The organism is Ruegeria sp. CL6 (assembly GCF_056536465.1).
In genome coordinates this window covers 60,703-73,145 of the sequence record NZ_JBQFPR010000008.1, presented here as the reverse complement: position 1 = coordinate 73,145, position 12,443 = coordinate 60,703, and the positions used below count along the sequence as shown (strand labels likewise).

Annotated in this window: 13 protein-coding genes and 1 pseudogene; 6 read left to right on the top strand and 8 right to left on the bottom strand. The window is 58.5% G+C overall.

Annotated features, from left to right (window positions below):
• The first annotated feature begins 5 nt into the window (after nt 1-5).
• Complete coding sequence (locus ACR0LH_RS18655; RefSeq protein WP_170486129.1) at nt 6-650, top strand: DUF1523 family protein; 645 nt, start codon at nt 6-8, stop codon at nt 648-650.
• 41 nt (nt 651-691) lie between these two features.
• On the opposite strand, the gene ACR0LH_RS18650 is transcribed toward ACR0LH_RS18655, so the two are convergent.
• From ACR0LH_RS18650 to ACR0LH_RS18615, 8 genes and pseudogenes are all read right to left on the bottom strand, one after another.
• Nucleotides 692-1,786 (bottom strand): flagellar basal body P-ring protein FlgI, encoded by a 1,095-nt coding sequence (locus tag ACR0LH_RS18650; RefSeq protein WP_480722034.1) that lies wholly within the window; start codon nt 1,784-1,786, stop codon nt 692-694.
• The gene (locus ACR0LH_RS18645; RefSeq protein ID WP_480722033.1) at nt 1,783-2,790 is read right to left on the bottom strand and encodes a flagellin; all 1,008 of its coding nucleotides are present in this window, start codon (nt 2,788-2,790) and stop codon (nt 1,783-1,785) included. Before ACR0LH_RS18645 ends, ACR0LH_RS18650 begins: the two co-directional genes overlap by 4 nt.
• A 2-nt stretch (nt 2,791-2,792) precedes the next feature.
• A complete protein-coding gene (gene flgK / locus ACR0LH_RS18640) occupies nt 2,793-4,244 on the bottom strand; it encodes a flagellar hook-associated protein FlgK (protein WP_480722032.1) in 1,452 nt (483 codons plus the stop codon).
• Between the two features lie 33 nt (nt 4,245-4,277).
• On the bottom strand, nt 4,278-5,534 hold the full coding sequence (locus ACR0LH_RS18635; RefSeq protein ID WP_480722031.1) for a flagellar hook protein FlgE: 1,257 nt from the start codon (nt 5,532-5,534) through the stop codon (nt 4,278-4,280).
• A 28-nt stretch (nt 5,535-5,562) separates the two neighbouring features.
• Nucleotides 5,563-6,228: pseudogene (locus tag ACR0LH_RS18630) on the bottom strand (FHIPEP family type III secretion protein); the annotation flags it as partial.
• Between the two features lie 9 nt (nt 6,229-6,237).
• Nucleotides 6,238-6,924 (bottom strand): lytic transglycosylase domain-containing protein, encoded by a 687-nt coding sequence (locus tag ACR0LH_RS18625; protein ID WP_480722030.1) that lies wholly within the window; start codon nt 6,922-6,924, stop codon nt 6,238-6,240.
• Between the two features lie 73 nt (nt 6,925-6,997).
• Complete coding sequence (locus ACR0LH_RS18620; protein ID WP_480722029.1) at nt 6,998-7,483, bottom strand: Lrp/AsnC family transcriptional regulator; 486 nt, start codon at nt 7,481-7,483, stop codon at nt 6,998-7,000.
• A complete protein-coding gene (locus tag ACR0LH_RS18615) occupies nt 7,461-8,693 on the bottom strand; it encodes an MFS transporter (RefSeq protein ID WP_480722027.1) in 1,233 nt (410 codons plus the stop codon). Before ACR0LH_RS18615 ends, ACR0LH_RS18620 begins: the two co-directional genes overlap by 23 nt.
• Nucleotides 8,694-8,879: 186 nt before the next feature.
• Here ACR0LH_RS18615 and ACR0LH_RS18610 point away from each other — a divergent pair, with 186 nt between their 5' ends.
• From ACR0LH_RS18610 to lptB, 5 genes are read left to right on the top strand one after another with little or no spacing between them, the layout of a single operon-like run.
• A complete protein-coding gene (locus tag ACR0LH_RS18610; protein ID WP_170388701.1) occupies nt 8,880-9,494 on the top strand; it encodes a ribonuclease D in 615 nt (204 codons plus the stop codon).
• The gene (locus ACR0LH_RS18605; protein WP_480722026.1) at nt 9,491-10,459 is read left to right on the top strand and encodes a KpsF/GutQ family sugar-phosphate isomerase; all 969 of its coding nucleotides are present in this window, start codon (nt 9,491-9,493) and stop codon (nt 10,457-10,459) included. Before ACR0LH_RS18610 ends, ACR0LH_RS18605 begins: the two co-directional genes overlap by 4 nt.
• A 15-nt stretch (nt 10,460-10,474) precedes the next feature.
• Nucleotides 10,475-11,074 carry an LptA/OstA family protein gene (locus ACR0LH_RS18600; protein ID WP_170388703.1) on the top strand — a complete coding sequence of 200 codons (600 nt, stop codon included), beginning with the start codon at nt 10,475-10,477 and terminating at the stop codon, nt 11,072-11,074.
• 3 nt (nt 11,075-11,077) lie between these two features.
• Nucleotides 11,078-11,569 carry an LptA/OstA family protein gene (locus ACR0LH_RS18595; protein ID WP_170486116.1) on the top strand — a complete coding sequence of 164 codons (492 nt, stop codon included), beginning with the start codon at nt 11,078-11,080 and terminating at the stop codon, nt 11,567-11,569.
• Nucleotides 11,569-12,327 carry an LPS export ABC transporter ATP-binding protein gene (gene lptB / locus ACR0LH_RS18590; RefSeq protein ID WP_480722025.1) on the top strand — a complete coding sequence of 253 codons (759 nt, stop codon included), beginning with the start codon at nt 11,569-11,571 and terminating at the stop codon, nt 12,325-12,327. The genes ACR0LH_RS18595 and lptB overlap by 1 nt, the downstream gene beginning before the upstream one ends.
• Nucleotides 12,328-12,443 lie beyond the last annotated feature (116 nt).

The following is a 12,443-nucleotide window of genomic DNA, read 5'->3' as shown; positions in this document are numbered from 1 at the left end:
CGCTTATGCGTTACATCAAATGGGCCATCATCATTCTGTTCTGGGGAACGCTGGCCTCGGTTTTGAATTACACCCTGCCGCAGCACGATGTGGTCAGAATCTCGGATACCTACGAGAAACGGATCGATCCGGGCGAAAACAGCATCTTCTGGTCCGTTCAGGATGTCGGAAGTGATCCGACCACGCCAAACCGCGACGTGTTCTTTATCCAGACGCGCAAAACCAACGGTAAGGTCATGGTTTACCGCAACGAAGACACCGGGTGGGGCTGGCCGCCGTATTTCAAGCTGAACTCGTCCAACCTGCAGGCCGAGGCCGCAGACCTGAAATCAACACCCGAAAACCCTCGGTGGGTTGTGGTGCGCCACTATGGATGGCGGAGCGAGTTCCTGTCGATCTTCCCGAATGCTGTCAAAATCTGGCAGGTCGAAGACCCCGAGGTGCGGATCATCCCGTGGTTCAACATCATCTTCCTGACCGTCTTCTTCGCACTGCTCTGGGCCATCTGGGTCCGCTGGCGCAGATTTCGCGAAGCACGCGTCGATCCAATGATCGAGAATGTCGAGGATGGGCTGTACGCTGCGGGCGATGCGATCGAGGAGAAGACCAGCGGTTTCAAGAGATGGCTGAATAGCTGGAAATCGAAATAGGGATCGTTGGGGCACTCTGACCTCGGTTGTGTCTGATTTACTTATCGGACGACGAATTCGGCATGCAGGGCACCTGCGGCCTTGATCGTTTTTAGTATGTCGATCATGTCGCGTGGCGAGACCCCAAGAGCGTTCAGCCCTGCCACGACCTCGGACAGGGTGGTGGCTTCGGGTATCTCTGCTATGCCGGTGCCTTCCTCCTCCTCGATACCGGCGATGGTCCGGGGGACCACCACGGTTTCGCCGCGTGCAAATGGGTTGGGTTGAATGGCGATCGGTGCTTCTTCGACAGTGAGGGTCAGGTTTCCTTGCGAGACCGCGACCCGGGAAATCCTAACCTCTTGCCCCATGACAATCGTGCCCGAACGCTGATCGACCACAACCCGGGCTTTGGCCTCGGGTTGCACCAGAATGTTTTCGATCCGACCCAGCGCATGTGCCGTTGTGATCGACTGCGTGGCGGCGATGTTCAGTTCGACTGTCCCGGAATCGCGCATGATGGCGACGGGTCGGTTGAATTCCCTGTTGATTGCCGCTTCGATCCGCCCCGCCGTTGTGAAGTCAGGCTCCCGCAGGGCCAGACGCATCTGCGTCAGGGACGAAAGCTCAAAGTCAATCTCGCGCTCAACCCGTGCACCCGATGGTATGACGCCCGAAGTCGGAACACCCCGGACAACGGATGCGGCTTCGCCTTCCGCCACAGCGCCCCCGGCCAGAACCGTCCCTTGGGCAACGGCGTAAATCTGACCGTCAGCCGCGTTCAGAGGCGTCATGACCAGAGTTCCCCCCAACAGGCTTTTGGAATCGCCAATCGCTGAAACGGTGACGTCGATCTGGCCGCCAACTCGGGCAAAGGCGGGCAGGCTGGCGGTCACCAAGACGGCGGCCACGTTCTTGGGGCGAAAATCCTCGCCCGTGACGTTCACGCCAAGGCGTTCAAGAATATTCGACATAATCTCTTCGGTGAAGGGAGAATTCCTAAGCCCGTCACCGGTTCCATTCAGGCCCACAACCAGCCCATACCCGACCAGATCGTTGCCGCGGACGCCGTCGAAATCCACCAGATCCTTGAGGCGGATCGCGCCCGCGAATGACATGCCGGGCAGAAGGATCAATAGAAAAACAAGTATCTTCATCTCAGGAAATTCACCAGCGACAGGTTCGCGTTGCGAACGGTTACGGAATACAGGCTCTCGAGTTGAAACTGGACGGTCTGCAACTGCGCTGCTGTCTGGTACGGGTCCGCCGCGATCAGCTCATTGCGGCTAAATTCCAACGAGGTACGCGCAGCGCTGTTGCGCGCGGACGCCTGCTCAACCCGCGCCTGCGTCGCACCGATCTGGCCGCGCAGATTGACCGTTTCATTCTGGGTATTGGCAAGATCGACCCCTAGTTGCGTGAACAGGGCCGTGCGTTGGGCGCGAGGCAGGGCCAGTGCTGTGTCTGATACAACCGCCGCGACCGAAATATCGCGCAAGGCTGCTTTGATCGTCGGATCAATCGCTGTGATCGGGACGGTGACGTTTTCGTTCTCGGAAATCTGCATGGGGGCGAGCGTGTTGGCGGACCCCTGATAAATGACCGCGTCGAACCCGGCAGGGTCGTTGAACCAGTCTTCAGCCGCTTGGCGTATATCCGTGACCGTCGTCAGCCCGGCCAGTTCCGTCTGTAACACAGACATCAGCGTGTCTGCTGACAGCAGCGGAGAAACGTCCGTTGCTGTCCCGGAAAACAGGCTGCGCCCCCCCGCCCGGGTGTTCAGCGCGGAAATGATCGTATCCAACTCGTTCCTGGCTTGAACAGATGCGTTTTCGTGCGTCACCGCCTGATTGGAAGTGCCAAAAGACAAAAGCGCGCCAGTGATTTCACCTACGGATTCATCAATGGTTGTCAGGCTTTGTTGCATCGCGTCCGTGAACAGACCAGCCTCGGCAGTTGAGACCCGAAACGCATCCAGCCGTGCCAGATTGCGATCCAAATCCAGAAGGTGCGAGTAGTCACCGTCGAGCCGCCCAGACACATCCTGAACCTTGCCGCTAGACATTTCGTAAGACAGGGTTTCGATCTGGCTTTTGATATCCGTCGCGCGGGATTTGAGTGTCAGCCCCCGGGCAAGATCACCGATAGACGTCAAGTTCATCGTCACAACCTCAATAGAGTGTCCATGAGTTCATCCACGACCGAGATCAGTCGCGCGTTCGCGGCATAGACCTGTTCGATCTGCATAAGGCGTTGCAGTTCCTGATCGGTGTCCACGCCCTGTTCCGCTTCGATCTTTGTCATCTCCAACAGGTTGCTATTGGCAAAAACAAGGCGCTGATTGGCGGTATGTGCATCCGCGCCGGTCTTGGACAGAAGCGCCTCGGTCAGGTCCGCTGCGCGCATGTTGCCGCTGCCGAAGATCGAACCCGGTATTGGCCGTTCCGCGCTGAGGATGGCGCCAAAGGCCCGCAGTTGAGTGGCATCTCCCGGATCGCCTGGGGTCGCGGCCCCCAAACCGGTGCGCAAACGCCAGCTTTGACCACCAGCGTCGGGATCAACGATTGCGTTCAGGCTGATGCGCGAGGCAAGTCCAACCGGGGCTGTCGGGTCAAAGCGGTTTCCGGCGTCCGTAAATAGGCCGGGGTTCGTGGCCGTTGCTGTTGGGTCCAGCCCCGGAGCCTCGAACCGTTCGATCAGATCGCGTGCGACTGTGTCGAGGTTGGTTTGTGCTTCGGTGGACAGCTCGTCGCGGATTTGAAACTGCGCGGCCAATGCACCGCCACGAATTTGGGCGCTGTCGCCAAGCGTTCGCACCGGATTGCCGTTCATCGTCAGGTCAGACAGCAATCCATTCGCCACCGTCATATGAGGTTTTGTGTCCCCGGTGGTCGAAAATGAAAACTCGGCCGCTGTCCCTTCCAGCAGGATCAATCCGCCGTCAGAATAAATTGACACCTGGTCATTCGCCCGGGGAACGACATTGACCGGGATAAGTGTGTTCACCTGGTCGATCAGAACTTGGCGCTGATCCTGCAGTGCGCCAATCTCTCCACCCGCATATTTGACAGCGGGTATTTTGGCGTTCAGCTTTTCAATGTCCTGAAGTGTTTGATTCAGGGTATCGACGCTTTTGCCGATTGTGCGATCTGCGTCTGACCGCAACTGCCGTAGCCCTTCGGACGCAGCGTTGAGGCTGCGCGCAAGATCATTCCCGGTCCGCGCGACCTGATCCAACCTTTCGGAGGAGTTCGGCAAGCTGGCGGCTGTGATCAGGCTGCTGTCAAACTCTGCCAGCCTGACAGCAAGTGAGGCCGGGTCATCCGCGCTGCCAATCAAACTTTCAAGCCTGGAGTGAAAGTCCGATATCTCTGACTGATGCGCCATGTCCGCGTCCGCAGTGCGGCGGTTGGCTGTAAGGACGGGGTCGTGGTGACGAACCACCCCGACCGATCGCACCCCGTGACCCGAGATCGTGTTGGTTGCCAATTCGAGGGACCGCCGGGCATATCCGGGCGTCAACGCGTTCGCGATGTTCTCTGACACCACGGACGCACCACGGCTGGCAGCGGTCAGCCCCCCGATGGCGTTGTTCAAGGCCGTCGACATATTCATGATTCAGGTCCTTCCTTAGGGTTCACGCCCAAATCAGCGTTTGATGTTGGTGGTTTCCTGCAGCATCTCATCGACGGTCTGGATCACCTTTGCGCTGGACGAATAGGCGCGCTGTGTCTGGATCATTGATGTCAGCTCGGTGGCTACGTCGGTTGTCGATTCTTCGCGTGCAAAGGACACCAGATCGCCGGTCGGACCTTCGCCCGCGTTCCACAGAAAGAATGTTCCGCTTTCACGTGAGGGCGCGTATGTCTGGCTGTCCAGAGCGGTCAGACCGTTTGGATTCGGCACATCCGCCAGCGGGATCTGGAACATGCGGCGGCTGACCCCGGTGTCATAGAAGGCATAGACATAGCCATTCTCATCAACCTGAACACTCGTCATTGTACCGACCGCGGACCCGTCACGGGTGATGGATACCGGAGCAAACGTATCGGAAAGCTGGGTGATCCCGTCTGCATCCCCGATCTGGCCGATATTGATCTCCATCGGGCCGCCGGCCACGTTCACGACCAAACTGCCGGTCGCGGGGTCATAGGCGCCGCCAGATACAGCGGCGACGCTTGCCAGCGTCCCACCTGCGGTTCGGCTATCCGTGAAGGTCAGAGTGTATTCGCCGATCACAGCGCCACCCGACGCCGAGTCGCGCAGGATCATCGTCCATTCATTGCTGGACCCGGCGGCCGGAACGGTTGGCACCAGTTCGATGTCGACGCTTTCCGATTTGCCGAGATTGTCAAAATACTCGACTGATAAAGGCTGCGAGTCGCCAGGCGCTCCAGTATCCGTTGCCGTCGCGGGCAGGTTCATGCGGAGGTTCATCTGTGTGGTCGGAGCGCCGGACAATTGATTCACACTGAGCTGGATCGGCTCAAGGGCCGCTGGCGAATCGCGCGGCACGGCTGGAATCGTGCCATTTGCAGCGGCACGCCAACCCAGTAAGACAAGACCGGACTCGGTTACCAGATACCCTTCGTCATTCGTGCGAAATGACCCCGTGGTCGTCAGTAGCATCTCGTTTGAACCACCCGCGATCTGCGAGCTTGGTCGCACCGGCAGCATCCCGCGCCCGCGCACGGCCAGATCGGTCGAGTTATTGGTTGTGAACAGCGAGCCGCGCTGGTCGATCAAGCGCTGGCTGGTCGTTCGCACACCGCCCGCCGAGTAGCTTCCGCCCTGGCCCGACGTGACCATCGAATGAAAATCGGTTTCAACCCGCTTGTATCCGAAGGTCGAAGAATTCGCGATGTTGTCGGATATGGTCGCGAGCCGGTTGGCGTTCGCTTTCAATGCGGCCACACCAGCGTTCAGCGATGAGTACGATCACCCCCATAACCAGACCCATCACGAGGTTGAGCAATGTGATCAGCAATCCGGCGATGGCATCGCCTTTGACAAATTTTGAAGCGCCGTCTAGCGAGCCGAAAAACGTCGTCTCTTGTTGTTCGCGTTCGCGTCGCTCTTTGGCTTGCTGGTGGTCAATGGCACCAGCGGACATGTCGCTGTCGATGGCAAGCTGCTTGCCGGGCATCCCGTCCAGCGCAAACCGGGCGCCGACCTCGGCCATTCTTGCCGCGCCCTTGGTAATCACCATGAAGTTCACGATCAGCAAAACACCGAACACCACCAGACCCAGAAAAATACTGCCGCCCATGACGAAATTGGCAAACCCTTCGATCACGTCCCCTGCTGCATTTGGACCGGTATGCCCCTGACCGATGATCAACTTGGTCGAGGACACGTTCAGCGACAGCCGCAGCATCAAAGATGCAAGAAGGATCGTCGGGAAAGACGAAAAATCCAGTGGTCGCTCGATAAACAATGTGAGCGTGAAGATCAGAATGGCCAGTGCAAAGGAAGCCGCCAGCCCCACGTCCAACACCCAAGCTGGCATCGGCAGGATCATCATCACGATGACGGTCATCAACGCTAGCGCCAGCAGAACGGTCGGAGAAAACAGGGTACGGGCGTCGATCTTGGGCACGCTGTGCTCCTAGTTGAAAGAGATAAAGGCGGTGGCGGTGCCGGATTTCGGAACCAGAGACCCCAGCGTCCCGGTTCCCGAGCCGTCCATACGCAGCGGGATCAGCGGGGCCGTCGCGCCTGAAAACGGATCGCTTGAGACAAGTATGGTTTCAGGGTTTTGCTGCAGCCGTTCCAGAACGTTTTGAAAGCGGCCGGAATATGCCCTTGCCAGATCGGGTGTGCGAGAGTGATACGCCCCTGCCGCAGCGGTCCATGAGCCCAGTTCGGCATGCAGTTCTTTTAGGAAACGGGCGGCGTAGTCGGCGTTCTCTTCTGGTTTGAACATGGCGTCGATGGATCGGAACGCCTTGCCGTGCCAGCGGTAGTTGATCTGGAAACAGCCGATGTCAAAGCTGCGCTTCCCTGCTTTGAAGACACCAAAGACATATGACTTGGCTTCCTGCTCGGAATCGAACCAGAATCCCTTGCCCTCGACGTTTATTGTCCAGGGCCACGGCGCAAGCTGCCCATCCAGTGCGCGGCCGGTTTCAACACGCGAAATGGCGCGTAGCACGTCCAGCGGTACACCGTGTGACAAAGCTGCGCGCTGGGCAGCGCGATCGCAGAGTCCGGCTGTGCTGACATCAGGCCAAGAGGCCGCCGATTGCGCGACAAGAAGCGCAGCAACCAGTCCAATGAGTGTTCGATAGGGCATTCTGCCTGTCCGGGATTCTGATCAGTTCGGGACAGGCTAGCTGCGACTAGGTTTACAGAGGGTTATCGACTGCTCAGATTCGGTCGATCTTCCGGCCGAATACAACGCTGGTGTTGGTGCGTAGAACACCGGGAATTTTGGCCAGGTCATCCACCAGAATATCCAGATCCTCGATCCGGGGCGCTTCGGCAGACAGCAGCAGATCAAACTCGCCATTGATGGACAGGCACAGCTTGACCTCGGGGTAGGCTTCCAGCCGTTTGATGATACGGGTCGTTTCCTTCTGCTGCACCTCAAGCAGTACGATGACCTGAACCCGGGGGGCATCTTCGGGTGCGTTCAGCACAACCGAGTAGCCTGCGATCACGCCGCGTTCCTCCATGCGGGTGATGCGTTCGTACACGGTGGTTCGGGCGACGCCGAGCTTCGCCGCAATCTTGGTAGTAGATTCGCGGGCGTTGCGCTGAAGGGCGGCTATGATGCGACGGTCCAGTTGATCCATGATACCAAGGTGTAGTGCAGAGTTGCGCCGATGCTCAAGGCTTGTACGGGCGTTCATTTGAAACGGCTTTCCTGCGTGCTCGGGGCCATAGCGCGACCACAAAGCCAAGTCCCAGAGCCGCTGCACAGGTCATCCAGACCAACGCCTGCGTGGTACCTTTGGCCGTCATCAGCCATCCAGCCAATGGATAAAGGACAAGCCAGCACATATGGGACAGCGTGAATTGTGCGGCAAAGACGGCTGGCCGGTCCTCGGGCCGGGCTGAACGTGTCAGCAGCCGACCCGAAGGCGTAAGGGTCGCGGAATATCCAAAGCCGATACAGGCCCAGACAAGCATCAACGTAGGCAAAGTGATTTGGCCCAAGGCGGACAGCGCTGCGCCAACCGCCATGAACACCGTGCCAAGAACCGCTCCGGTCAGCATGACACGGCGATCTCGAAACTTGTTCAACAAAGAGGGCAAGGCAAAGGCCGCCAGCATCGATCCGCCGCCGAATCCGGCCAACGCGATGGCAACTGCACTTTCAGTCAGGCCCAGATCGGCCCGAACAATCACCACCGTATTGACGATAACCATTGCGCTCAGGGCGGCGGCAGTCCAATTCAGGGCGAGCAACCCACGTAGGCGAGGCGTCGCCAGGTAGATGCGGATGCCACGGGTCGTCCGCTCGTAAATCCCGCGTGCTTTTGCCGGTTTGGGTGAGGGTAGGGCAACCGAAACCACCAATAATGCCGACGCAGCGAAGCCAAGCCCGGTACCCCAGAACAGGCTGTCGAAGCTTACGACTGTCAGCAAAGCCGCGGCCAGGATCGGACTGACCACGCTTTCCAGATCATAGGCCAAGCGGGACAGCGAAAGGGCTTTGGTGTAGTCCTGTTCATCGGTCAGAACGTCCGGAATGGTGGCCTGAAAAGCAGGTGTGAAACCGGCTGACGCCGATTGGAGGATGAAAATCAGCACGTAAATCTGCCAGATATCGGTCACGAAAGGCAAACAGACCGCGACCGCCGCGCGCACGATGTCCAATGCTACCAGCATTCTGCGCCGGTCCAGCCGCTCGGCAAAGGCGGCGGCCAGCGGCGCCACCACCACATAGGCCACCATCTTGATTGTCAAAGCGGCGCCCAGAACCAGCCCAGCGGCATCTCCGGCCAGATCGAACGCCAGAAGGCCCAGCGCGACCGTTGCCAGACCGGTCCCGGTCAGCGCCACGATCTGAGCGGCCAGTAGATGGCGGTAGACACGGTTTCGCAGGACGCTCAGCATCTGCAATGCCTTTCTTGCAAGAGGAAATGCTCTGGCGCGGTGTGTGCTCAATACAGAACGTCATTTTCCGTCCTGCGACGCAAGGGTCAAGAAAACTGCGCATATTGGTCGCATTCTTTGGATGGCGTTGAGTTTGTGGGCCAAACCTCCTATCTCGGGGGCGATACCGCACAAAGGAAGACCCCCGTGGCGAACCACCTTTACAAAAACGACCTGCCGGACGGGTTGGATCTGGGCCCAGTTGTGGCCATTGACTGTGAAACCATGGGGTTGAACCCACATCGTGATCGGCTTTGCGTGATCCAGATGTCCGGGGGGGACGGCCACAGCCATATCGTTCAGGTGTCGAAGGGTCAGACCGAAGCTCCGAACCTCAGCGCGATGCTGGAAAACCCGGATGTGCTGAAACTGTTCCATTTCGGCCGTTTTGACATCGCAGCGATGTACCACACCTTCGGTGCATTGGCCGCGCCGGTCTACTGCACCAAGATCGCCAGCCGCCTTGTGCGCACATATACGGACCGGCACGGGCTGAAAAACCTGTGTCAGGAATTGATCGGCGTCGATATCTCGAAGCAACAGCAGATGAGCGATTGGGGCGCTGAGACCCTGACTGACGCGCAGCTTGAATATGCCGCGTCGGATGTTCTTTACCTGCACCGTCTGCGTGAGGCTTTGGACGGGCGTTTGGCCCGCGAAGGCCGGACCGAGATGGCGCAAGCCTGTTTTGACTTTCTGCCGATGCGTGCGAAACTTGATCTCGCGGGTTGGCCTGAAACGGATATTTTTGCGCACTCATGACTGATACAGAAGCATTCCTGAGAACCGCGCGACAGGTCGTCACCGACGAAGCCCGCGCATTGGACGTTCTGGCCGAAGGTCTGGACGAACACTTCGCCGAAGCCGTGCAATTGATATTGCAGGCCAAGGGCCGCATCATCATCAGCGGCATCGGCAAATCAGGTCATATTGGCCATAAGATCGCGGCGACGCTGGCCAGCACCGGTACACCGGCCTATTTCGTTCACCCCGCCGAGGCCAGTCACGGCGATCTGGGCATGGTGTCCAAGGGCGATGTGGTACTGGCCATCTCAAACTCGGGCGAAGCGCCCGAACTTGCGAACCTGCTGGCCTTCACGCGCCGTTTCGGCATCCCGCTGATTGGGCTGTCCAGCAAACCCGAAAGCACTTTGATGACACAAGCCGATGTGCATCTTCTCATCCCGTCGGTGGGCGAGGCATGTGGATTCGGCATGGTGCCTTCAATCTCGACCACGCTGACGCTGGCGATGGGTGATGCGCTGGCGATTGCGCTGATGAAATACCGCGACTTCAAACCCGAGGATTTTCGCGCGTTTCATCCCGGTGGCAAATTGGGCGCGCAGTTGTCCACCGTGCGCGACCTGATGCATACAGGCGACGCGCTGCCTCTGGTGGCGGCTGACACCGCGATGAGCGATGCGTTGATCGTGATCAGCCAGAAAGGGTTCGGCGTAGCTGGCGTCACCGATGCGCAAGGCCGACTGTCCGGTATCATCACGGATGGTGACCTGAGGCGTCATATGGACGGGCTGCTGGACAAGACGGCCGCTGAAGTCATGACAGCAAACCCGACCACGATCGGCCCCAATGCGCTGGCGGAAGAGGCCGTGGCGATCATGAACGAGCGCAAGATTACCTCTTTGTTCGTGGTTTCGCCCGAGGCCGAAGGGTCGGCAGAGGGGCTGCTGCACATTCACGACTGTCTGCGCGTCGGACTGGGCTAGGCGGAGGGCGGATCAGTGGACAGTCACTCGCGCATGGTGCAATTCCTCAAGGTGTTGCTGCCACTGGCGGCCATTGTGCTGCTGTCCACGGTTTTCCTGCTGTCACGCAGTATCGAAACCAGTGTCACCGTGCCCTTCACGCAAAGAGACATCGAGGAACGGCTGGCCGATCAGATCGTGACCTTGCCGAACTATCGCGGCACGACCCGCAAGGGCGAAGAAGTTCAGATCGAAGCGACAAAGGCGACCCAGGGGACCAAAAACTCGGTGCCGACCGCGTCGGAGTTCAAAGGAAGGCTGGGCCTTTCGGATGGTGGCGTGATCACGCTGGACTCCAATTCAGGGATGATCCGCCCGGACAAGAATACGGCGACCTTTGTCGGGGATGTGGTCATAATTACAACAGACGGCATCAAGGTCACGACGGATCTTTTGAATACGGCGCTGGACGAAATCCGAGGTGATACACCGGGTCAGGTCGACGGCACGGGCATAATCGGCAACTTTTCCGCTGGCCGGATGACATTTGGGACTGAAAAAAAGGACGGACCGGTCCATATTATTTTTACAGATGGCGTCAAGTTGGTGTATGAGCCGGAAAAAGCAGAAAGATAACCTGTGTTCGATTTTCGTTTTGCCATTGCGTGTTGTGTACTTGTAGCCGGTGCTGTCTCGGCGTCTGCGCAAGAGACACAGGTCGCGTTCGGAGCGGTGAAGGCAGACCCCAGCCTGCCGGTTGAGGTAACGTCAGAGACACTCAACGTGAATCAGGAAGACGGGTCGGCCGAATTTCTGGGCAATGTGATCGTTATTCAGGGCGAAATGCGCCTGACGGCCGAGCGTGTTCTGGTCATCTACAACGAAGACCGGTCCGCGATTGATCGTATGGAGGCGACCGAGGATGTGGTTCTGGTCAGCCCACCGGACGCCGCCGAAGGGGACTGGGCGGAATACACCATCGACTCGGGCGTGATCGTCATGAAAGGCAATGTTCTGCTGACGCAGGGGCCAAGCACGATCAGTGGCGACCAGATGAACGCGAACCTCACGACAGGTACTGCGACAATGACGGGCAACGTCAAAACCATTCTTCAGCAGGGCGCCAACTGATGGCCGGGCCGAACCTGACTGTAGCCGAGGGCAACTCGGGTCTTAGGATCGAAAAACTGCGCAAGTCCTACCGCAAGAAGACGGTGATCCGGGACGTTTCCATGACGTTGGATCGGTCCGAAGTCGTGGCGCTTTTGGGGCCCAACGGATCAGGTAAGACGACGACGTTTTATTCCGTTGCCGGGCTGGTGTTCCCCGAAGCGGGCACCGTCACGATTGACGGGCAGGTGGTCACCACATTTCCGATGTACCGTCGCGCGCGGCTTGGTATCGGGTATCTGCCGCAGGAAATGTCGATTTTCCGTGGGATGAGCGTCGAGGACAATATCGCCTCGGTGCTGGATATCACCGTTGATCATGCGCACCGCCGCAAGGAACGTCTGGAAGAACTGCTGTCGGATTTCTCGATCGAACATCTGCGCCGTGCGCCCGCGCTGGCCTTGTCGGGTGGTGAGCGCCGTCGTGTCGAAATCGCGCGCTGTCTTGCGGCGGACCCTAAGTATCTGCTGCTGGATGAGCCTTTTGCCGGTGTGGACCCGATCAGCGTAGGGGATATCCGTCATCTGGTCGCTGACCTGAAGAAACGCGGAATCGGCGTGTTGATTACCGATCACAACGTCCGCGAAACGCTCGAGATCGTGGATCGGGCCTATATTCTGCATGACGGTCAGGTGCTTATGTCCGGCACGCCGGACGAGGTGGTCGAAAACGAAAACGTCCGCCGGGTCTATTTGGGCGAAAACTTCCGAATTTCATAGGTTTGCGCAGTTTTGCGCCGAAGGTCTGGCGGAAATCGCGTATATACACACCTGTTTTGATTGACTCTTACGTCTTCTCTTGCCTCAATTGGGACATGGCATTTCAAGGGTTCCAG